This is a genomic window from Marmoricola sp. URHA0025 HA25 (assembly GCF_054059435.1).
Map to the genome: position 1 here is coordinate 407979 of NZ_JBSSCD010000001.1, position 21257 is coordinate 429235.

The window sequence follows — 21257 nt, forward strand, 5'->3', positions numbered from 1 at the left end:
CGGCATGACGCAGCCGCAGGGCCCGCTCCACGCCTTCTCCGACGACGCCCTCGGCGACCACGACGCCGTCGGGCTCGCCACCGAGCTCCGCGAAGGACGGGTGAGCATGCAGGAGGTCGTCGAGGCGGCGATCGCCCGGGCCGAGTCGGTGGGGCCCGCGCTGGGTGCGATCGCGGCGGACGCCTTCGACGGCGCACGCGAGCAGTCGGCTCGTGAGGGACACGGGTTCTTCGCGGGCGTGCCGACCTTCGTGAAGGACAACACCGACGTCGCCGGCCTGCCCACCCAGCACGGCACGAGCGCCTTCCGCGCGGAGCCGGCGGCCTCCGACGGCGACTTCGCGAAGACGTTCCTCGGGCTCGGGCTGGTCAACCTCGGCAAGTCCCAGCTCTCGGAGTTCGGCATCTCCGCGAGTGCGGAGTCGCCCGGGCGCACCGTGCGCAACCCGTGGAGCCTCGACCACTCCTCAGGTGCGTCCTCGGCGGGCGCGGCCGCCCTCGTCGCCAGTGGCGTCGTGCCGATCGCCCACGCCAACGACGGCGGCGGCTCCATCAGGATCCCGGCCGCGGCGTGCGGGCTCGTCGGCCTCAAGCCGAGCCGTGGTCGCGTCCCCCAGGACAAGATGTCGCGCGAGATGCCGGTCCAGGTCGTGGCCGACGGCGTGGTCAGCCGCTCGGTCCGTGACACCGCGGCGTACCTGCGCGAGACCGAGCTGCTCGCACCGCACCCGCGGCTCCGGCCGATCGGCGACGTCACTGGTCCAGGACCCCGAGGGCTCAGGGTCGCGATGGTCATCGACTCGCTGGTGGCCGCCACGGATCCCCAGACCGCCACCGCCGTTCGGGCTGCCGGCGAGCTGTTGGCGTCCCTGGGCCACCACGTCGAGGAGATCGACGCGCCGGTCCCCGGCTCGTTTGTCGACGACTTCAAGACCTACTACGGCCTGCTGTTCCTCTTCCTCAACGCCACCGGCAAGCGCACCTTCAACGCCAGCTTCGACTGGCGCGCGACCGAGCCGCTGACGCGGGGGTTCGCGGGCTACGTGGTCCGCCACCTCTACCGGATCCCGTTGTCGATCGCCCGGCTGCGCGCGGCGACGGTCGTCTCGCGACGGTTCTTCACGTCGTACGACGTCGTGCTGACCCCGACCCTGAGCCACGTCACGCCGCGGATCGGGCACCTCGACCCGACCCAGCCCTACGAGCTGGTCATGGGCCGGCTGATGGACTGGGTCGGCTTCACGCCGCTGCAGAACGCCACCGGCGACCCGGCGGTCTCGCTGCCCTTCACGACGAGCTCGGACGGTACGCCGATCGGGGTCCAGCTCGCCGCGGGGATGGGCCACGAGGCCCGGCTCCTCGAGCTGGCCTACGCCGTCGAGGAGGCCCGGCCGTTCGCCCGGATCCAGGACGCCGCCATGCGTCGATGACGGCCCCGGAGCGGCCCTCTACCGATTTCGCTGATCCCGTGGCGCCTGTGTATCCTTCACGTCGGCCCGGATCGGGTCAGGCCCCTTTAGCTCAGTCGGCAGAGCGTCTCCATGGTAAGGAGAAGGTCTACGGTTCGATTCCGTAAAGGGGCTCTGGGAATGACCGCGGGGCCGCGGTCGTTGCCGAGGCGGGGTAGCTCAGCTGGTTAGAGCGCACGACTCATAATCGTGAGGTCGCGGGATCGAGCCCCGCCCCCGCTACTCCACCGGCCCGAGAAGGCCGAGATACGCACCGCACGACTGCAAGGAAGAAGGCACACCGTGGCCAGCAAGAGCTCCGACGTCCGACCCAAGATCACCTTGGCGTGCGTGGAATGCAAGGAACGCAACTACATCACCAAGAAGAACCGCCGCAACGACCCGGACCGCATGGAGCTGAAGAAGTTCTGCCCGCGTTGCCGCAAGCACACCGATCACCGCGAGACCCGCTGACGGCTCGCTTCCTGGAGGGCGGTTCCCACGCGGGAGCCGCCCTTCGTCGTGTCTGCCACCCGCCGGTGGTCGAGCCTGTCGAAACCCTCCCCGGTAGCGTGAGCGCCATGCCCGTCGACCCGTCCCTGTCCGGCCGCACGTTCCCGCCGACCGCGGCGTACGACGTGACCGAGGAGCGGATCGCGGCCTTCGCCGCCGCCACCGGTACGCCGTACCAGGCCGGCGGGCCGGCCCCGGCGACGTACCCGATCGTGGTCGCGTTCGGCGCGATGCAGGCGCTGATGTCGGACCCCGAGGTCGGCATCGAGCTCCACCACGTCGTCCACGGCCAGCAGAAGTTCGTCCACCGGCGCTCGGTGCGCGCCGGCGACGCCCTGCGCGCGGAGCTGAGCGTCACCGGGCTGCGCCAGATCGGTGGAGCCGACATCATCAGCACCTCCAGCGCGATCACCGACGCCGACGGTCAGCTCGTCTGCACGGCCGAGGCGACCCTGGTCCACAAGGCAGGTGCCTGATGGAGCCACGCACCTACCGGATCACCCGGGGCGACCTGGTCGCCTACGCCGAGGCCAGCGGCGACCACAACCCGATCCACCAGGACGAGGCCGTCGCGCGCAGCGTCGGCCTGCCCGGCGTGATCGCGCACGGCATGTACACCCTTGCCCTCGCCGCGCGGTACGTCGACGAGGAGCTCGGTCAGCCGGGACGGATCGCGCAGATCGGCGCGAAGTTCACCCGCCCCGTCCTCGTGCCGGAGGACGGCACCGAGGTGGTCGTCAGCGGTGAGCTGCGCGACGACCAGACGGTCCTGCTGACGGTCACCTGCGAGGGGGAGAAGGTGCTCGGCGCGGCTTCGGCGGTGCTGGGTGGCTGAGCTCCTGGGCCACCACACCACGCTCCGGGTCGGCGGCCCGGTGGCGGACTTCGTCGTCGCCTCGACCGAGGCCGAGCTGGTCGCCGCGGTGCGCGACGCCGACGACCGTGGCCAGCCGGTGCTCGTCCTCGGCGGCGGCAGCAACCTGCTGGTCTCCGACTCCGGGTTCGACGGCCGCGTCGTGGCGGTCCGCACCGCAGGCGTGCACTCCGACTCCGATGCCTGCGGCGGAGCGGTCGTGCGGGTCGCGGCCGGGGAGGTCTGGGACGACCTGGTCGCACGAGCCGGCGAGCAGGGCTGGGTCGGCGTGGAGGCACTCTCGGGCATCCCGGGACTCGCCGGCGCGACACCGATCCAGAACGTCGGCGCGTACGGGCAGGAGGTCTCCCAGACGATCGCCTCGGTGCGCTGCTGGGACCGCCCGTCCGGCGAGGTGCGCACGCTGTTCCACCGCGACTGCCGCTTCGGCTACCGCACCAGCCGTCTCAAGCAGGAGCCCGACCGCTGGGTCGTGCTCGAGGTCGTCCTCCAGCTGCGGCTCGGCGACCTCAGCGCGCCGATCGGGTACGCCGAGCTCGCCGGTCGTCTCGGCGTCGCGGTCGGCGAGCGGGCTCCGCTGGCCGACGTGCGCGAGGCCGTGCTGGCGCTGCGACGCGGCAAGGGCATGGTGCTCGACGGCAGCGACCACGACACCTGGAGTGCCGGCTCGTTCTTCACCAACCCGGTGCTGGCGCCGGGCGACGTGCCCACCGGCGCTCCTGCGTGGCCGCAGCCCGACGGCCGGGTCAAGACCAGCGCGGCCTGGCTGATCGAGCACGCCGGCTTCGCCCGCGGCCACGGCAACGCGCGCGCCGCCCTGTCGGCGAAGCACACCCTCGCCCTGACCAACCGCGGCGCCGCGACGGCCGCGGACCTGGTGACCCTGGCCCGCGAGGTGCGCGACGGGGTGCAGCAGCGCTTCGGTGTCGAGCTGGTCCCCGAGCCGGTGCTCGTCGGCTGCGCGCTCTGAGGTCCGACCTCAGGTCCGCTGCGGCTCATGTCTCGACCCGCCGTCGCTGGTTCGCAGGCTCACCCGCGGGCTCGCTCGACCTCTTCGCGTCGCAACCCTGCTCGTTCCTCGCAGGGCTGCGGCTCAGACCCCGGTGTCGGAGTTGTACGAGCCCGAGTCACCGACCGCGACCACGACGATCAGCAGGATCACCAGGACGATCAGCACCAGCAGCACGGTCCCGACGATGCCGAGCACCATCCCGGCGGTGGCCTTGCCCTCGCCGCCCCAGTGCTGCGGAGCGTTGCGGATCTCGCGCCTCGCCTGCACGCCGAGCACCCAGGCGACCGGCGCCGCCAGCACCGGCAGGACGCACATGAAGGTGCCCGCCACCGCGATGATCCCGACGATCAGCGCCGCGGTCGCCTTCGGGTTGTCGGGCAGCACGTAGACCGGGAACTGCGGCATCCCCGGGTGCCCCGGCGCCGGCGGGTAGGGCTGGCCGTACGGTGGCTGGCCGCCGTACGGCGAGTATGCCGACTGAGGATTGAGCTGCGGCGCCTGCGGCGGAGGAGGCGGGGGCGGCTGCTGTCCGTAGCCGGCCTGCCCCGGTGGCGGCGGCGGTGTCGGCTGGCCCTCGTCCTCGCTCATGACGGGATTGTGTCGTACCAGCGGTCGACCTCGGCCGACAATGCCGACTTCGTCGCGTCGTCGGCACGCGAGGCGTCGACGGAGGACCGCGCCAGCCCGGCCAGGTCCGCGTCGGTCAGGTCGTGGGCCGCGCGCATGGTGGAGTACTGGGCGGCGAGCCGCGACCCGAACAGGAGCGGGTCGTCGGCCCCGAGCGCGATCCGGGCGCCCGCGGCCATCAGCTCCGGCAGCGGGACGGAGGTGGGGTCGGAGTAGACACCCAGGGCGACGTTCGACACCGGGCAGAGCTCCAGGACGACCCGCTGCTCGACGACCCGGGCCAGCAGCTCTGGGTCCTCGGCCACCCGTACGCCGTGACCGAGCCGGTCCGCGTGCAGCTCGTCGAGGCAGGTGCGCACCGACTCCGGACCGAGCAGCTCGCCGCCGTGCGGTGCGAGCAGCAGGCCGGCGCGCTCGGCGATCCGGAACGCCGGCGCGAAGTCTGCCGTGCGACCGCGCCGCTCGTCGTTCGAGAGCCCGAAGCCGACGACACCTCGACCGGCGTACTGCGCGGCGAGGCGGGCCAGCGTGCGGGCGTCGAGCGGGTGCCGGGTGCGGTTGGCGGCGATGATGACCGCCATGCCGATGCCGACCGTGCGGGCCGCATCGGCGACCGCGTCGAGCACCAGGTCGGTGAAGGCGGTGACCCCGCCGAACCGTGCGGCGTACCCGCTCGGGTCGACCTGGATCTCCAGCCAGCGCCCGCCGTCGGCGCGGTCGTCCTCGGCTGCCTCCCGGACCAGGCGGCGTACGTCGTCCTCGGTGCGGAGCACCGAACGGGCTACGTCGTAGAGCCGCTGGAACCGGAACCAGCCCTTCTCGTCGGCGGCCGACAGTCGGGGAGGCCAGTCCTCGACCAGCGCGTCGGGGAGCGTGATGCCGTCGCGCTCCGCCAGCTCGAGCAGCGTCGCGTGCCGCATCGAGCCGGTGAAGTGCAGGTGCAGGTGCGCCTTCGGCAGGCTCAGTAGGTCACGGTGGTGTCGTGGATCCGCGGCCGCGTGCGTCGAGCTCAGCTCAGCCCCGCAGCCGCTCGGCCGCCGCGAGCAGCACGCAGGTCGCGACGCCCTCCATCGCCTCGTTCACCTCGGCCAGCTCGGGGAAGGTGGGTGCGAGCCGGATGTTGCGGTCGCGCGGGTCGTTGCCCTGGGGGTACGACGCACCGGCGGGCGTCAGCGCGATCCCGGCGGCCTTGGCGAGGGCGATCACGCGCGAGGCGGTCCCGTCGAGCACGTCGAGGCTCACGAAGTAGCCGCCGGTGGGCCGCGTCCAGGTCGCGATACCGAGGTCGGCGAGGCGCTCGGAGAGGACGGCGTCCACGGCGGCGAACTTGGGCGCGATGATCGCCCGGTGGCGCGCCATGTGGTCGCGGACCCCCTGGGCCGAGCCGAAGAACTGGGCGTGCCGCAGCTGGTTGAGCTTGTCCGGCCCGATCGCACCCTTGCCGAGATTGCGGACGTACCAGTCGACGGTCTCGGTCGAGCCCGCGAGGAACCCGACACCGGCGCCGGCATAGGTGATCTTCGACGTCGAGGCGAACATGATCGGCCGGTGCGGATGGCCCGACGCCGCCGCGAGGCTGACGATGTCGGCGCTCTTGGCCTCCTCGGCGGTGAGGTGGTGCAGCGCATAGGCGTTGTCCCAGAAGATCTTGAAGTCCGGCGCCGCCGTCGGCATCGAGGCGAGTCGCGCGGCCACCTCCTGCGAGGCCACAGACCCCGTCGGGTTCGCGTAGGTCGGCACCACCCAGATGCCCTTGATGCTCGGGTCGGCTGCGGCGAGCTCGGCGACCGCCTCCGCATCGGGCCCGTCGTCGTTCAGCGGCACGGTGACCGTCTCGATGCCGAACCAGTCGAGCAGCGTGAAGTGCCGGTCGTAGCCCGGGACCGGGCAGATCCAGGTCACCTTCTCCTCCGCGCCCCAGGGACGCTCGCTGTCCACGCCGCCCTTGAGCCAGAGGTAGGCGAGGGCCTCGCGCATCATCACCAGGCTCGAGTTGCCTCCGGCGACGACCTGGCCGGTCTCGACGCCGAGCAGCTCGGCGAACAGCGCGCGGAGCTCGAGGATGCCCTCCAGCCCCCCGTAGTTGCGGGTGTCCACTCCGGAGGCGTCGGTGACGCCGTGCGGGAGTGACAGCAGTCCGTCGGAGAGGTCGAGCTGAGCGCTGGACGGCTTCCCGCGGGTCAGGTCGAGCTTGAGGCCGCGGTCCACCAGGGCGTCGTACGCCGCCTGCTGCTCGCGGAGGAACTCCTCCAGCTCCGCCGGAGTGCGCTCGAAGAGAGGACTGGTCACCTGGTTGGGCTCGCTCACGCGCCCATGTTCCCAGAGTCCTCCGCGCGCTCCGAACGGGTATCGCGATCGCCCAGTTCGACTTGCCCCGCCGCGGCCCGTAGACTCTTCGCTTGGTGTCACAGGGCTTTGCTTTGCCATGCCCAGCCGACGCCGGAGGGCACTAGCTCAACTGGCAGAGCATCGGTCTCCAAAACCGAAGGTTGGGGGTTCAAGTCCCTCGTGCCCTGCGCGAAACCCAGTAGACCAGAGAGAACCGCAAGAGGAAGAAGGAAGCCGTGTCGGACACCCCCTCGGCGCGCTCGGCCAGGTCCGAGCGCACGAGCCCGGTCCTGTTCTACCGGCAGGTCGTCGCCGAGCTGCGCAAGGTCGTGTGGCCCAGCCAGCAGCAGCTGGTGACCTACTTCCTCGTGGTGATGGTGTTCGTGCTCTTCATGATCGCGATCGTCTCGCTGCTGGACCTCGGGTTCGGCAAGGCCGTCTTCGCCATCTTCGGCGGACACACCACCACGACGTGACCGGTTCGCGGTCAGACATCCAGACGAGTTGCAAGGTGACGGAGTAATCGTGTCGGAGCAGTACGACGAGGCGCAGGACGCCCCGATCGAGGCAGAGGCTGTCGAGAGCCCGGAGGACGGTGTCGACGAGGCGCCCGCCTCCGAGGTGACCGACGCCGGCGACGACGCCCCGCTGGAGGACCAGGCGGAGACCGAGACCGAGGCCGAGCCGGAGGCCGAGTCGGAGGCCGAGTCGGTCGCGGACCTCGCCGAGGAGTCCCTCGACGACGAGGTCGCCGCGTCGGTCGAGGACGTCGAGGAGCTCGAGGCGGGTCTCGAGGCCGACGAGAGCGCCGAGCTCGAGGAGCCGGACGACGAGGCTGCCGTCTCCGACGAGACCGAGGCCGACGACGAGGACGACCTCGACCTCGACGAGCCGGCCGACGACCCGCTGGAGGAGTTCCGCAACGCGCTGCGGGAAAAGCCCGGTGACTGGTTCGTGGTGCACACCTACTCCGGCATGGAGAACCGGGTGAAGGCCAACCTCGAGAACCGGATCACCTCGCTGAACATGGAGGACTACATCCACGAGATCGTGGTCCCCACCGAGGACGTCGCCGAGATCAAGAACGGCCAGCGCAAGCTGCGGACCAAGCCGGCGCTGCCCGGCTACGTCCTGGTCCGGATGGACCTCACCGACGAGTCCTGGGCCGCGGTGCGGCACACGCCGTCGGTCACCGGGTTCGTCGGCCACAGCCACCAGCCGGTGCCGCTGAGCCTCGACGAGGTCGAGAACATGCTGGCCCCCGCCGTCCAGGCCCAGGCCGAGGCCGCCGCGGTCGCCCAGTCCGGCTCGGCGCCGACCAAGACCGCGACCCGCACCCCGGTCACCGTGGCCGACTTCGACGTGTCCGACTCCGTCATGGTCGTCGAGGGTCCGTTCGCCACGCTGCACGCGACGATCACCGAGATCAACATGGAGTCGCAGAGGGTCAAGGCCCTCGTCGAGATCTTCGGCCGGGAGACCCCGGTCGAGCTGTCGTTCAGCCAGATCCAGAAGGTCTGAGCGACAGCACCGCACCAGGTGGCAGAGGCGGTACGCCGTACCTCCTCGTCATGACCACGAGAAGAAAGTAGAGAGCAATGCCCCCGAAGAAGAAGATCGCCGCACTGGTCAAGGTGCAGCTGCAGGCCGGCGCGGCCACCCCGGCGCCGCCGGTCGGTACCGCCCTGGGCCCGCACGGCGTGAACATCATGGACTTCTGCAAGGCGTACAACGCCCAGACAGAGGCCATGCGCGGCAACGTCATCCCCGTCGAGATCACCATCTACGAGGACCGCAGCTTCACCTTCATCACCAAGACGCCTCCGGCCGCGGAGCTGATCAAGAAGGCCGCCGGCATCTCCAAGGGATCGGGCGTGCCGCAGACCGACAAGGTCGGCAAGCTCAACAAGGACCAGATCCGCGAGATCGCCGAGACCAAGCTTCCCGACCTCAACGCCAACGACATCGAGGCCGCGATGAAGATCGTGGAGGGCACCGCCCGCTCGATGGGCGTCGTCACCGACTGATCCCGCTCGGCGATCGAGCACCCGCTCGGCGATCGAGCACTCTCTCGGTGATCGAGCCGAGTCGAGATCCGCACCACGTGGAAGGGCCGCGCTGGCCCGCACCACATCTCCTGAAAGTAGGAACCACCATGCAGCGCAGCAAGACCTACCGCGCGGCGGAAGAGGCGTTCGACAAGGACGAGCTCCACGCCCCGCTGGCCGCGATCAAGATCGCGAAGCAGACCGCCAAGAAGAAGTTCGACGAGACCGTCGACGTCGCCATGCGCCTCGGGGTCGACCCCCGCAAGGCCGACCAGATGGTCCGCGGCACCGTCAACCTGCCCCACGGCACCGGCAAGACCGCCAAGGTCCTCGTGTTCGCCAACGGCGACAAGGCCGACGCCGCCCGTGAGGCCGGCGCCGACATCGTCGGCGGCGACGAGCTGATCGAGAAGGTCAACGGCGGCTGGACCGACTTCGACGCCGTGGTCGCGACCCCGGACATGATGGGCAAGGTCGGCCGGCTCGGCCGCGTCCTCGGCCCCCGCGGTCTGATGCCGAACCCGAAGACCGGCACCGTGACCCCGGACGTCGCCAAGGCGGTCTCCGACATCAAGGGCGGCAAGATCGAGTTCCGCGTCGACCGGCACGCCAACCTGCACTTCATCATCGGCAAGACCTCGTTCAGCGAGGCCCAGCTGGCGGAGAACTACGCCGCTGCGCTCGAGGAGGTGCTGCGGCTCAAGCCGTCGAGCTCCAAGGGCCGCTACATCAAGAAGGTGACGGTCTCCACGACGATGGGCCCCGGCATCCAGGTCGACCCGAACCGCACCCGCAACGTGGCCGGCGAGGACGAAGCCTGATCCGTCGAGACGGCTCAGACGAAAGCCCCAAAAGCGTCGAGGCGGCGCAACTGAAAGCCTGAAACGCGTCGAGGCGGCGCAGATGAAAGCAAATCTTTCATCTGCGCCGCCTCGGTGTTCCGGGGGCCGATTTGGTCACGACCCCGGACGGCCCCTAGACTCATCCCTCGTAACCGAAGACCGCCGGTTCACCGCCCTGGCCCCATCTGGGTGGTGTGAAGGTTTCGCGAGAGCGGACGGCCTGCGCAGGTGACACCGAGTCGAGGCGCTCCGCGCCGTACGCCCTGTGCCCTGTGCGCAGGGCCTTCTTCTTTCCACAACGGTCCGAGGTCCGGGCAGCGTCCAATCCCGTACGCCGCCCGAGCACACCCCGTGCAGAAGTTGGAAGGAGTCCCATGGCGCGGCCAGACAAGGCAGCAGCCGTCGCGGAGATCGTCGACCAGTTCAACGATTCCGCTGGCGCTGTGCTGACCGAGTACCGCGGGCTCACCGTGAAGCAGCTGCAGGACCTGCGGCGCGCGCTCGGCGAGAACGCCAACTACGCCGTGGTCAAGAACACGCTGACCAAGCTCGCCGCCAAGGAGGCGGGCGTCGAGGGCTTCGACGACCTGCTGAACGGGCCGACCGCGATCGCCTTCATCAACGGCGACCTCGTCGAGGCGGCCAAGGGTCTGCGTGACTTCGCCAAGGCAAACCCCGCCCTTGTGATCAAGGCCGGGTACGTCGACGGAGCCTCGATGGACGCCAAGGAGATCGCCAAGCTGGCCGATCTCGAGTCCCGCGAGGTGCTCCTGGGCAAGCTGGCGGGCGCGATGCTCGCTTCGCTCAGCCAGGCCGTCTACCTGCTCAACGCCCCCCTCGCCCAGGCTGCCCGGCTCGCCGGCGCGCTGCAGGCGAAGCTGGAGGAATCAGGGCAGGACGCAACTGAACCCCTCAAGGACGGTGCCGGTGAACCGGCTGCCGTGGCCGAGGAGACCGTCGTCGACGAGGCCCCCGCGGCCGAGGAGACGGCGTCCGACGACGCTCCGGCGTCCGAGGAGACCACCGAGGCCCCTGTGGCCGAGGCGGCGTCCGACGACGCTCCCGCGTCCGAGGAGACCACCGAGGCCCCCGAGAGCACCGAGGCCTGACACCCCGTTCGCGTCGCGGGACTGCCCGTGACGCAGCATCAACCGAAAGGAACGCCACCATGGCGAAGCTCAGCACCGACGAGCTGCTCGACGCTTTCAAGGAGATGACCCTCCTCGAGCTCAGCGAGTTCGTGAAGCAGTTCGAAGACACCTTCGGCGTGACCGCGGCCGCTCCGGTCGCCGTTGCTGCCGCCCCCGCCGCCGGTGGTGGCGCAGCCGCCGCCGACGAGGCCGCCGAGCAGGACGAGTTCGACGTGATCCTCGAGGCCGCTGGTGACAAGAAGATCAACGTCATCAAGGAGGTCCGGGCGCTGACCAGCCTCGGGCTGAAGGAGGCCAAGGAGCTGGTCGAGGCCGCTCCCAAGGCCGTCCTGGAGAAGGCCAACAAGGAGACCGCGGAGAAGGCCAAGGAGGCCCTCGAGGGCGCCGGGGCCACCGTCACCCTCAAGTGACCGCGCGGCCTCCGGGCCGCAGCAGTCGCACACCGCACGAGCGGTCGTCCCCTGGGGACGGCCGCTCGTGTGCGTGTCCGGAACATCCCAAAGGCGCAGAGCCGGAGATTCGATACCGGAACCGTCGTCAGAGTATCGGAAAAATGCTGAGACGTTACCGGTACGGGGTGACGTGCGTCGCTTTGTCCGCGTAACTTAGCCCCCGGTTACTCGTTGGTTCAGCCAGGTGGGAGCGCCGTGGGAGGCGTGGCCCGCTGTCTGCCGGATGTGAGAGGGAGTCGTCCCATGGGTGTGGAGATCGAGATCAGCCACCTGACCAAGTCGTTCGGGAAGCAGCTGATCTGGGGCGACGTCTCGCTGACGATCCCGGCCGGTGAGATCTGCGTGATGCTGGGCCCCTCGGGCACCGGCAAGTCGGTGCTGCTCAAGACGATCATCGGCCTGCTCAAGCCCGACAACGGCAGCGTGGTGATCGAGGGCGTCGACATCGCCTCGTGCTCGGAGAAGGACCTCTACGAGATCCGCAAGCTGTTCGGGGTGCTGTTCCAGGACGGCGCGATGTTCGGGTCGATGAACCTCTACGACAACGTCGCCTTCCCGCTGCGCGAGCACACCAAGAAGTCCGAGTCGGAGATCCGCAACATCGTCATGGAGAAGATGGACCTGGTGGGTCTCCTCGGTGCCGAGGACAAGCTGCCCGGTGAGATCTCCGGTGGGATGCGCAAGCGTGCCGGCCTGGCCCGTGCCCTGGTCCTGGACCCCGAGATCGTGCTGTTCGACGAGCCGGACTCCGGCCTGGACCCGGTCCGTACGTCGTTCCTCAACCAGCTGATCATCGACCTCAACGCCCAGATCGACGCGACGTTCCTGATCGTGACCCACGACATCAACACCGCCCGCACGGTGCCCGACAACATCGGGCTGCTCTACCACAAGCACCTGGCGATGTTCGGTCCCCGCGAGATGTTGCTGAGCTCCGAGGAGCCGGTGGTCCGCCAGTTCCTCAACGCCCAGCGGGTCGGCCCGATCGGCATGAGCGAGGAGAAGGACGCCGACGAGCTCGCCGCCGAGGAGGGCCAGGAGCTGCCCCCGCTGCCCCCGATCCCGCTGCAGCAGGAGCCCTCCAACGGCATCCCGCGCCGCAGCCAGCGCCCCCCGGGCGAGTGGTGCCGCGAGAACGGCGTGACCCCGCCCCCAGGTTCGTTCGAGCCGAACATGTCCATGGCCCCGGGATCCTGACGGCAGCATGTCCTCTCTCACCGCGGACCGGATCCTGGCTCCCGTCGGGACAGCCGGCAAGCTCTTCGCCTTCGGGATAGATGTCGCGATCGCGCTGTTCAAGCGCCCCTTCCAGACTCGCGAGTTCCTCCAGCAGGCGTGGTTCATCGCGTCGGTGACGATCGTGCCGACGGCGCTGGTCGCCATCCCCTTCGGTGCGGTCATCGCGCTGCAGGTCGGCAGCCTGATCAAGCAGTTCGGTGCGCAGTCCTTCACCGGCTCCGCCTCGGTGCTCGCGGTGGTCCAGCAGGCCGCGCCGATCGGCACCGCCCTCCTGATCGCCGGTGCCGGTGGTTCCGCGATCGCCGCAGACCTCGGCGCCCGCAAGATCCGCGAAGAGCTCGACGCGATGATGGTGCTCGGCATCGACCCGATCCAGCGGCTCGTCGTACCTCGGGTGCTCGCCTCCATGCTGGTGGCGTTCTTCCTCAACGGCATGGTCAGCGTCGTCGGCGTGGCCGGCGGCTACTTCTTCAACGTGGTCCTCCAGGACGGCACGCCCGGCGCCTACCTGGCCAGCTTCACCGCGCTCGCCCAGCTCCCCGACCTGTGGGAGGGACTCAGCAAGGCGATCGTGTTCGGCCTCATCGCCGGCATCGTCGCCGCCTTCAAGGGGATGAACGCAGGTGGCGGCCCGAAGGGCGTCGGCGACGCGGTCAACGAGTCGGTGGTCATCACCTTCCTGCTGCTGTTCATCGTGAACTTCGTGATGAGCGCGGTCTTCGTCCAACTCGTCCCACCGAAGACGGGTTAGCGCCATGGCTGACGTGAAGCAGGTCTACGAGCGTCCCCTGAAGGCGCTCGACCGGCTCGGTGAGGAGCTGGCGTTCTACGTGCGCGCCCTGATCGCGACGCCGCGATCGGTCAAGCGCTACCCCAGGGAGATCCTGCGGCTGCTGGCCGAGGTGGCGCTCGGCAGCGGTGCGCTGGCGGTCATCGGCGGCACGGTCGGCGTGATCCTGGTGATGACGTTCTTCACCGGCGCCCAGGTCGGCCTGTCGGGCTACGCCTCGCTCAACCAGATCGGCACCGCCGCGTTCTCCGGCTTCGTCTCCGCCTACTTCAACACCCGCGAGATCGCGCCGCTGGTCGCCGGCATCGCACTTGCCGCGACGGTCGGCTGCGGCTTCACCGCCCAGCTCGGCGCGATGCGGATCTCCGAGGAGGTCGACGCCCTCGAGGTGATGGCGATCCCCTCGATGCCGTTCCTGGTGACCACGAGGATCATCGGCGGGCTGATCGCGATCGTGCCGCTGTACGTCGTCGGGCTGCTGTCGTCCTACTTCGCGACGCGGCTCGTGGTGACCCAGTTCTACGGGCAGAGCGCCGGCACCTACGACCACTACTTCAACCAGTTCCTCCCACCCGGCGACGTGCTCTGGTCGTTCGGCAAGGTGCTCGTCTTCGCGGTCGTGGTCATCCTGATCCACTGCTACCACGGCTACACCGCCAGCGGCGGTCCTGCCGGCGTGGGTGTGGCGGTCGGTCGTGCCGTGAGGACGTCGATCGTCGCGATCAACGTCATCGACCTCTTCCTCAGCATGGCCATCTGGGGCTCGACGACCACCGTCAGGCTGGCGGGCTGACGACGATGACCAGGAAGTTCTTCAGCGACCGGCTGCTCGGTGTCGTGTTCATCGGCATGCTGGTGCTCGGCGTGTGGCTGATCAACGCCGTGTTCACCCAGAAGTTCGTGTCCTTCGACAGGGTCACGCTCGACACCGACACCATCGGCCTGCAGCTGCCGTCCCGGGCCGACGTCAAGGTCCGGGGCGTCATCGTCGGCGAGGTGCTCGAGGCAAAGTCGGAGGCCAACGGTGCGGTCCTCACCCTCGGCATCAAGCCGCACTGGATCGGGAAGATCCCCGAGAACGTCACCGCCTCGATCCTCCCCAAGACCCTGTTCGGCGAGAAGTACGTCGAGCTGGTGGTGCCGACCGACGCGTCGAAGAGCGCGCTGCAACAGGGCGACGAGATCAAGCAGACGCTCCTGCCGATCGAGGTCGAGAAGGTCCTCAACGACATCTATCCGCTGCTCCGCGCCGTCCAGCCCGCCGAGCTCAACTACACGCTGAACGCGTTGGCGAGCGCGCTCGAGGGCCGTGGCGAGGAGATCGGCCAGAACATCGAGACCCTCGACTCCTACCTGCAGCGCCTCAACCCGCAGGTGCCGGCGCTGGTCGAGGACCTGAGACTGCTCGCCAAGGTCACCGGCACCTACGCCGACGTCGCGCCGCAGATCGCCGAGACGTTGCGCAACACCGTGAAGACCGGCAACACGCTGCTCTCGCGCCAGGTGAAGCTCAACGCCTTCCTCAAGGACGTCACGTCGTTCTCCGACACCACCAAGACGTTCCTGGACAACAACGGCAGCAACATCGTGCGCCTGGGCCAGCTGAGCGAGCCGCAGCTGCAGCTGCTCAACCGCTACTCCCCGGAGTTCCCCTGCCTGCTCAGGGGACTGGTCGACCAGGCGCCCAACCTGGCGAGCACCTTCCGCGGCTTCGTCTTCCACATCGACCTGATCACGCTGCCGCGACAGCCTCGCGGCTACGGGCCGAAGGACGTGCCGGTGCTCGGTGCCGACAACGGACCCGCCTGCCTGGGGCTGCCGAACCCCAAGGTGCCCCTCACGGGGGTGCCGAACCTCAACGACGGCGTCAACAACCTCCAGCGTGGTGACGCGCAGCGGACGGCTCCGGCGGTGGACGCCTCGTTGAGCGGCGCCGCAGCCGGCTCGGCCCAGAAGGCGTTCTTCAACGCCCTCACCGCGCCGGTGCTCGGCGTCTCGGCCGACCGCGTGCCCGACCTGACCACGTTGCTGTTCGGCCCGCTCGCCACCGGGACCGAGGTGAGCGTCCGATGAAGATGCTCGACAAGAAGACCCGTGGTGACGCGTTCAAGCTGGTCATCTTCATGGTCGTCACCAGCCTGGCGACCGGCGTGCTGATCGTCCTGATCGGCAACCTGAACTTCGAGAAGTCGCGCCAGTACAAGGCGATCTTCAGCGACGTCACCGGCGTGCTCAAGGGCGACGACATCCGCGTCGCGGGCGTCAAGGTCGGGAGCGTGAAGAAGGTCGAGATCGTCGACCGCACCCGGGCACGGGTGACGTTCACCGTCCGCAACGCCACCGAGGTCACGCGCAGCTCGACCGCGACGATCCGCTACCGCAACCTGGTCGGCCAGCGCTACATCGCGATCACGCAGGGAGTCGGCGACACCTCACGACTGCCGAGTGACTCGACGATCCCGCTGAGCCGCACCCAGCCGGCGCTCGACCTCACCACGCTGTTCAACGGGTTCAAGCCGCTCTTCGCAGCGCTCACCCCCACGGACGTCAACAAGCTGAGCTACGAGCTCATCCAGGTCTTCCAGGGCGAAGGCGGCAACCTCGAGGGGCTGCTGCGCAGCACCGGGTCGGTGACCCAGACGCTCGCCGATCGCGACCAGCTCATCGGCGACGTCATCACCAACCTCAACGTCGTCCTGAAGACCGTCGGCGACCGCGACCAGCAGCTCTCCAGCCTGATCATCCAGCTGCGCGACTTCATGTCCGGGCTGAACCAGGACAAGGACGCGATCCTGAACTCCCTGGACTCGGTCTCCGCGCTGACCCGCCAGACGGCGGACCTCACCACCGGCATCCGTCCCGGCCTCGTGTCCAGCATCAAGGAGCTGCGCCAGGTGGCCACCAACCTGAACCAGGGCCGCGACGAGATCGACAGGGCGCTCCAGATCCTGCCGATCAAGCTCGAGAAGATCGGCCGCACAGCCATCTACGGGTCGTTCTTCAACTTCTACCTGTGCGAGTTCCAGGCGAAGGTGATCCTGCCGACCGGTCCGCCGCTCACGGTGCCGTACCAGACCTATCCGGGCGGCAACGGGAGGTGCAACCTCTCATGACGAAGCCCTTCCGCGAGCGCAATCCAGTGAAGATCGGCGCGGTCAGCCTCCTCATCGTGCTGGCCCTCCTCGTGATGGCGTTCAAGGCCGACTCGCTGCCGCTGATCGGCGGCGGCGACACCTACTACGCCTCCTTCACCGACTCGAGCGGGATCAGGCCGAACGACGAGGTCCGCATCGCCGGCGTCCGCGTCGGCAAGGTGACGGGGGTCGGCCTCGACGGTGACCACGTGAAGGTCACCTTCCGGATCACCTCCGCGGCCGACTTCGGCACAGAGACGAACGCCGAGATCAAGGTCAAGACGCTGCTCGGTCAGATGTTCCTCGCGCTCGAGCCGAAGGGTTCGGGGCAGCTCAAGAAGGGCAGCACGATCCCGACCTCGCGCACCCGGTCGGCGTACGACGTCGTGCAGGCGTTCAGCGGCCTCGCCGAGCGCGCCCAGCAGATCGACCTGCCGCAGCTGACCCAGTCGCTGAACACGCTCGCCGACGCCACCCAGAACACTCCGGAGGAGCTGAAGAGCACCCTGAAGGGCCTCTCCGCACTGTCGGCCAACGTGGCAGCGCGCGACTCCCAGCTCAACACCCTGCTCGGCAACCTGCAGAAGGTCTCGGGCGTGCTCTCCGACCGCGACGAGGACATCGTCACGCTGATGAAGTCCAGTGACGAGCTCCTCCGGGCGGTGGTCGCCCGCCGCGACGCCATCCACGAGCTGCTGGTCTCGACGAGCAACCTGTCCACGGAGCTGACCGCGCTGGTCGAGCAGAGTCGGGCCGACTTGAAGCCGGCGCTGAGCAACCTCAAGTCCGTGGTGGACGTGCTGCGCAAGAACCAGAACAACCTGGACAACTCGCTGCGGCTGATGGCGCCGTTCTACCGCGTGTTCACCAACACCCTCGGCACCGGTCCGTGGTTCGACACCTGGATCTCCAACCTGCCTCCGGGCCCGGCCCTGGGAGCTGGTCAGTGATGAGGGCCGTACGAAGCGTGAACCCGGCGATCGCGGCGATCCTCGTCCTGGTGCTGCTCATCGGCGCCTTCCTGCTGCTCCTGCCCGGCAAGGGCGAGCGGCACGTCACCGCCGAGTTCCCGCGGGCGATCTCGCTCTACAAGGGCTCGGACGTGAAGATCCTGGGGGTCCAGGTCGGGAAGGTCGACGACGTCGACCCGTCCGGGACCAAGGTCGTGGTGAAGTTCCACTACGACTCCAAGTACAAGGTCCCCGCGGACGCGAAGGCGGCCGTGATCTCGCCGTCGATCATCGGCGACCGGTTCATCCAGCTGACCCCGGTGTACACCGGGGGCAAGGTCCTCGCCGAGGACTCACACCTCGGTCTCGACCGCACGGCCACGCCGCTGGAGCTGGACCAGATCTTCGGCTCGATCACCGACCTGACCACGGCCCTGGGACCCGAGGGGGCGAACAAGCCGGGACCGTCCGGGACCGGTGCCCTCAGCAGGCTGCTGGACTCGACCGCCCGCAACTTCGGCGGCGAGGGCGTCCAGTTCAACCAGACGCTGCACAACCTCAGCGAGTTCACCAAGACCCTGGCCGACAACAAGGACGAGCTCTTCGGCACGGTCTCGCAGGTGGAGAACTTCACCCAGACGCTGGCGAAGAACGACGACACGGTCCGCAAGTTCAACGACTCGCTGGCCAGCGGCGCCAAGCTCCTCGCCGACGAGCGCCAGGACCTCGCCGACGTGCTGAAGAACCTGTCGGTGGCGATGACCGAGGTGAAGTCGTTCGTGGCCGACAACCGCAGCCTGCTGTCGAGCAACATCAAGGAGCTCAACCAGCTCTCGACGGTGCTGGTCAAGAACCGCTCCGCGCTCGACGAGACGCTCAAGGACGCGCCGGTCGCGCTGAACAACCTGTTCCTGGCGTACGACGAGAAGGCGGGCACGCTCGACACCCGCGCCAACATCGGGGAGACGGTCACCAAGCTGACCTCGAGCCCGTCGGTGGTGCTGTGTGCGCTCGTCCCGGACGCCTGCGGGCCGTTGACCTCGGTGGTCAAGCTGCTCGGCCTCCAGCGGGCCGGGGCGCTCAACCCCGACGGCAGCATGAGGACCTCGGTCGTCGAACCGGTCGACCCCACCCTCGGCGGACTCGTGAAGGCGGAGCGATGAGCGCGCGCGGACGGCTCGCCACCATCGCGGCCGCGGTGGTCGGTGCGATCGGCCTGAGCAGCTGCTCGGTCTACGACATCCCGCTCCCGGGCGGACCCGACGTCGGCAGCAACCCGATCACGGTGCACATCATGTTCCGCGACGTGCTCGACCTGGTGCCGCAGTCGACGGTCAAGGTCGACGACGTCACCGTCGGCAAGGTCACCGCGATCAACCTCAAGGGCTACACCGCCGACGTCACGGTCAAGCTGCCGCGGTCGATCGACCTGCCCGACAACGCCCGCGCTGAACTGCGCCAGACCAGCCTTCTCGGCGAGAAGTTCGTGTCGCTGAGCAAGCCCGACGACCCGACCGGAAAGCTCGGCGACGGCGACACCATCGGGCTCGAGGACACCGGGCGCAATCCCGAGATCGAAGAGGTCTTCGGAGCCCTCGCGCTGCTCCTCAACGGCGGCGGCGTCGGCCAGCTGAAGACGATCTCCGAGGAACTGAACACCGCCTTCGGCGGCCGCGAGCAGTCGGTGCGCTCGATCATCACGCAGATCAGCTCCTTCATGGGCCAGCTCGACGCCAACAAGGAATCGATCGTCACGGCGCTGGAGAACGTCAACCGGCTCTCGCTCGAGCTGCGCCGCCAGGACGGCACCATCAAGTCGGCGCTCGACGACCTGCCCGCGGCGATCAAGTCGATCAACGGCCAGCGTGCGGACCTGGTCCGGATGCTCCAGGCGCTCTCGCGCCTGAGCTCGGTGGGTGTCAGGGTGATCCAGGCGTCGAAGGAGTCGACGATCAACAGCCTGCAGCACCTCGCACCGGTGCTCGAGGCGTTCGCGAAGTCCGGCCAGGACCTGCCGAAGTCGCTGCAGGTGTTCCTCACCTACCCGTTCATCGACGAGGCCGTCGGCCGCGACCCGCAGGTCGCCCGCAACCTGCACATGGGCGACTTCACCAACCTGTCGGTCAGCCTCTCGCTCGACCTGTTCAACCTGCCGAGCATCCCCGGTCTGGCGCCGGGCGTGAGCCTTGCCGACGTCATCGGCACCTGCAAGGCGACCCCGCTGGCGCCGGTGTGCAGCACCGTGCAGGACCTGCTGCTCAACAACAACGCCCTCAAGCCGCTCTGCCAGCTCGCTGCCGTCCTGTGCGCGGGGTCGGCCCAGGACGGCGGTGGCGGACAGCCCAACGGCAACCTCCTCGGCGGCCTGTCCGGCACGACCAGTGGCCCCACCTCCGGTGACAGCAACCTCCTCGGGGGCCTCCTCGGCGGGCTCGGGGGCCTCCTCGGCCGCACCGCCACCAATGCCTCCTACGACCCGCACAAGCCGGCCGATCCCTTCTTGCTGCGCGGCACGGGCTACGACCCGACGCTCGGAGCTCTGCTGATGCAGGGGGTGGCGGTCAAGTGATCACCTCTCGCACCAAGAAGCAGTTGTTGGTCTTCGTGTTCTTGACGTTGGTGGGGGTCTCCTATGTGGGGGCGCGGTATGCGCGGTTGGATCGGTTGGTCTATGACTCCTCGTATGCGGTGAGTGCGGAGTTCGCGCAGTCGGGGGGGATCTTCACCGGTGCTGAGGTGACGTATCGGGGTTTCCGGGTGGGTCAGGTCTCGGACATGCGGTTGACCCGTGATGGTGTCGATGTGGTGTTGAGCATCGACAAGTCGCAGAAGCGGATTCCGGTGGACACGTTGGCGTTGGTGGGCAACAAGTCGGCGGTCGGTGAGCAGTATGTGGATCTGGAGCCGCGCACGGACAAGGGTCCGTATCTGAGGGATGGTTCGCGGATCGCGGTGGGGGACACGGCGGTGCCGAAGTCGACGACGCAGATCTTGACCAGTGTCGATGGGTTCGTGAACTCGGTGCCGCAGGATGATCTGCGCACGGTGGTCTCGGAGCTGGGGGCGGGGTTCAAGGGCAGTGCTGATGATCTGGGCCGGTTGATCGACACCTCGGACTCGTTCATCGAGGCGGCGAACAAGAACTTCGATGTGACCACGGCGTTGATCCGGGATTCGAACACGGTGTTGCGCACGCAGTCGGACAAGGGTTCGGCGATCAGGAGCTTTGCCCAGGATCTGGCGTTGTTCTCCGGGGTGGTGGCTGACAATGATGCGTCGTTGCGGGCGTTGATCGACAACGGGTCGGCCACGGCCAATGAGCTGCGGACGTTCCTGGAGGAGAACCAGGTCGATCTGGGTGGGTTGATCAACAACCTGGTCACCACCGGTGAGGTCGTGGTCAAGCACCTCGACGGCATCCGGCAGATCCTGGTCCTCTACCCCTACGAGGTCGCCGCGGGCTACACGGTGACCGCCAAGAGCGGCGGCGTCTACAACGCCCGCTTCGGCCTGATCTTCAACCCCGATCCCGCTGTCTGCGACAAGGGCTACAACCCCACGCAGTGGCGCACCCCCCTGGACACCAGCGACAAGGCGATGGACGAGAACGCCCACTGTGCGGAGCCGGCGAGCAAGACCAACGCCCGCGGTGCGCAGAACGCCCCGCGCACCGGTGCGGCGTACCGCGCGGGCACTGGCTCCGACCTCGGCACGTACGATCTGGACACGGGCACGATGACCTGGAACGACCAGGCGTCTGCGTCGAACGTCGTCTACGACGGCGGCGCGGCCCGGGTGTTCGGGGAGGACTCGTGGAAGTCGTTGTTGCTGCAGCCGGTGATGTGATCGC

The 21257-nt window shown here is 68.7% G+C and carries 23 protein-coding genes and 3 tRNA genes; 23 read left to right on the top strand and 3 right to left on the bottom strand.

Translation table 11 applies throughout. The annotated features are described in order from the left end of the window. Window positions 1-4: 4 nt before the first annotated feature. The 7 genes from ACVW00_RS01875 to ACVW00_RS01905 all read left to right on the top strand — a co-directional run bounded on the left by ACVW00_RS01875 (window position 5) and on the right by ACVW00_RS01905 (window position 3804). Window positions 5-1429, top strand: coding sequence for an amidase (locus tag ACVW00_RS01875; RefSeq protein WP_457109209.1), 1425 nt, complete (start codon window positions 5-7; stop codon window positions 1427-1429). An 80-nt stretch (window positions 1430-1509) separates the two neighbouring features. Further along, a tRNA-Thr gene (locus tag ACVW00_RS01880) sits at window positions 1510-1582 on the top strand. A 34-nt stretch (window positions 1583-1616) separates the two neighbouring features. Next, window positions 1617-1690, top strand: a tRNA-Met gene (locus ACVW00_RS01885). Between the two features lie 60 nt (window positions 1691-1750). Further along, window positions 1751-1921, top strand: coding sequence for a 50S ribosomal protein L33 (rpmG, locus tag ACVW00_RS01890; protein WP_187577186.1), 171 nt, complete (start codon window positions 1751-1753; stop codon window positions 1919-1921). 107 nt (window positions 1922-2028) lie between these two features. Further along, window positions 2029-2436, top strand: coding sequence for a MaoC family dehydratase (locus ACVW00_RS01895; protein ID WP_457109210.1), 408 nt, complete (start codon window positions 2029-2031; stop codon window positions 2434-2436). Further along, window positions 2436-2795 carry a MaoC/PaaZ C-terminal domain-containing protein gene (locus ACVW00_RS01900; protein WP_457109211.1) on the top strand — a complete coding sequence of 120 codons (360 nt, stop codon included), beginning with the start codon at window positions 2436-2438 and terminating at the stop codon, window positions 2793-2795. The genes ACVW00_RS01895 and ACVW00_RS01900 overlap by 1 nt, the downstream gene beginning before the upstream one ends. After that, the gene (locus ACVW00_RS01905; RefSeq protein ID WP_457109212.1) at window positions 2788-3804 is read left to right on the top strand and encodes a UDP-N-acetylmuramate dehydrogenase; all 1017 of its coding nucleotides are present in this window, start codon (window positions 2788-2790) and stop codon (window positions 3802-3804) included. The genes ACVW00_RS01900 and ACVW00_RS01905 overlap by 8 nt, the downstream gene beginning before the upstream one ends. A 123-nt stretch (window positions 3805-3927) precedes the next feature. Here the strand turns inward: ACVW00_RS01905 and ACVW00_RS01910 are convergent, their stop codons facing one another. The 3 genes from ACVW00_RS01910 to ACVW00_RS01920 are packed head-to-tail and all read right to left on the bottom strand — an operon-like array spanning window position 3928 to window position 6762. Beyond that, window positions 3928-4434, bottom strand: a complete 507-nt coding sequence (locus ACVW00_RS01910) for a DUF4190 domain-containing protein (protein WP_457109213.1) — start codon at window positions 4432-4434, stop codon at window positions 3928-3930. After that, window positions 4431-5486 (bottom strand): adenosine deaminase, encoded by a 1056-nt coding sequence (locus tag ACVW00_RS01915; RefSeq protein ID WP_457113063.1) that lies wholly within the window; start codon window positions 5484-5486, stop codon window positions 4431-4433. The genes ACVW00_RS01910 and ACVW00_RS01915 overlap by 4 nt, the downstream gene beginning before the upstream one ends. 1 nt (window position 5487) lies before the next feature. After that, on the bottom strand, window positions 5488-6762 hold the full coding sequence (locus ACVW00_RS01920) for an aminotransferase class I/II-fold pyridoxal phosphate-dependent enzyme (RefSeq protein WP_457113064.1): 1275 nt from the start codon (window positions 6760-6762) through the stop codon (window positions 5488-5490). Window positions 6763-6916: 154 nt separating this feature from the next. On the opposite strand from ACVW00_RS01920, the gene ACVW00_RS01925 reads away from it, so the two are divergent. The 16 genes from ACVW00_RS01925 (at window position 6917) to ACVW00_RS02000 (ending at window position 21253) form a co-directional block, all read left to right on the top strand. Beyond that, window positions 6917-6989 (top strand) — tRNA-Trp (locus tag ACVW00_RS01925). Between the two features lie 48 nt (window positions 6990-7037). Beyond that, window positions 7038-7277: a preprotein translocase subunit SecE gene (gene secE, locus ACVW00_RS01930; RefSeq protein WP_457109214.1), complete on the top strand. Its 240-nt coding sequence runs from the start codon at window positions 7038-7040 to the stop codon at window positions 7275-7277. 145 nt (window positions 7278-7422) lie between these two features. After that, a complete protein-coding gene (gene nusG, locus ACVW00_RS01935) occupies window positions 7423-8322 on the top strand; it encodes a transcription termination/antitermination protein NusG (RefSeq protein WP_457113065.1) in 900 nt (299 codons plus the stop codon). Window positions 8323-8399: 77 nt separating this feature from the next. Beyond that, the gene (gene rplK, locus ACVW00_RS01940; RefSeq protein ID WP_457109215.1) at window positions 8400-8828 is read left to right on the top strand and encodes a 50S ribosomal protein L11; all 429 of its coding nucleotides are present in this window, start codon (window positions 8400-8402) and stop codon (window positions 8826-8828) included. Window positions 8829-8956: 128 nt separating this feature from the next. Further along, a complete protein-coding gene (gene rplA, locus ACVW00_RS01945) occupies window positions 8957-9670 on the top strand; it encodes a 50S ribosomal protein L1 (protein ID WP_457109216.1) in 714 nt (237 codons plus the stop codon). Window positions 9671-10065: 395 nt separating this feature from the next. Continuing rightward, entirely contained in the window at window positions 10066-10800 is a 735-nt protein-coding gene (gene rplJ, locus ACVW00_RS01950; protein WP_457109217.1) for a 50S ribosomal protein L10, read from the top strand. A 59-nt stretch (window positions 10801-10859) separates the two neighbouring features. Continuing rightward, a complete protein-coding gene (rplL, locus tag ACVW00_RS01955) occupies window positions 10860-11252 on the top strand; it encodes a 50S ribosomal protein L7/L12 (RefSeq protein WP_457109218.1) in 393 nt (130 codons plus the stop codon). A 285-nt stretch (window positions 11253-11537) separates the two neighbouring features. Next, window positions 11538-12491 (top strand): ABC transporter ATP-binding protein, encoded by a 954-nt coding sequence (locus tag ACVW00_RS01960; protein ID WP_457109219.1) that lies wholly within the window; start codon window positions 11538-11540, stop codon window positions 12489-12491. Window positions 12492-12498: 7 nt separating this feature from the next. Then, window positions 12499-13284, top strand: coding sequence for an MlaE family ABC transporter permease (locus ACVW00_RS01965; protein WP_457109220.1), 786 nt, complete (start codon window positions 12499-12501; stop codon window positions 13282-13284). Window positions 13285-13288: 4 nt separating this feature from the next. Beyond that, complete coding sequence (locus tag ACVW00_RS01970) at window positions 13289-14116, top strand: MlaE family ABC transporter permease (protein ID WP_457109221.1); 828 nt, start codon at window positions 13289-13291, stop codon at window positions 14114-14116. A gap of 5 nt (window positions 14117-14121) precedes the next feature. After that, entirely contained in the window at window positions 14122-15396 is a 1275-nt protein-coding gene (locus tag ACVW00_RS01975; protein WP_457109222.1) for an MCE family protein, read from the top strand. Continuing rightward, window positions 15393-16436: an MCE family protein gene (locus ACVW00_RS01980; protein WP_457109223.1), complete on the top strand. Its 1044-nt coding sequence runs from the start codon at window positions 15393-15395 to the stop codon at window positions 16434-16436. Before ACVW00_RS01975 ends, ACVW00_RS01980 begins: the two co-directional genes overlap by 4 nt. Continuing rightward, the gene (locus ACVW00_RS01985; RefSeq protein ID WP_457109224.1) at window positions 16433-17407 is read left to right on the top strand and encodes an MCE family protein; all 975 of its coding nucleotides are present in this window, start codon (window positions 16433-16435) and stop codon (window positions 17405-17407) included. The genes ACVW00_RS01980 and ACVW00_RS01985 overlap by 4 nt, the downstream gene beginning before the upstream one ends. After that, on the top strand, window positions 17407-18570 hold the full coding sequence (locus tag ACVW00_RS01990) for an MCE family protein (protein WP_457109225.1): 1164 nt from the start codon (window positions 17407-17409) through the stop codon (window positions 18568-18570). The genes ACVW00_RS01985 and ACVW00_RS01990 overlap by 1 nt, the downstream gene beginning before the upstream one ends. Next, entirely contained in the window at window positions 18567-19976 is a 1410-nt protein-coding gene (locus ACVW00_RS01995; RefSeq protein ID WP_457109226.1) for an MCE family protein, read from the top strand. Before ACVW00_RS01990 ends, ACVW00_RS01995 begins: the two co-directional genes overlap by 4 nt. Beyond that, entirely contained in the window at window positions 19973-21253 is a 1281-nt protein-coding gene (locus ACVW00_RS02000) for an MCE family protein (RefSeq protein ID WP_457109227.1), read from the top strand. The genes ACVW00_RS01995 and ACVW00_RS02000 overlap by 4 nt, the downstream gene beginning before the upstream one ends. Window positions 21254-21257 lie beyond the last annotated feature (4 nt).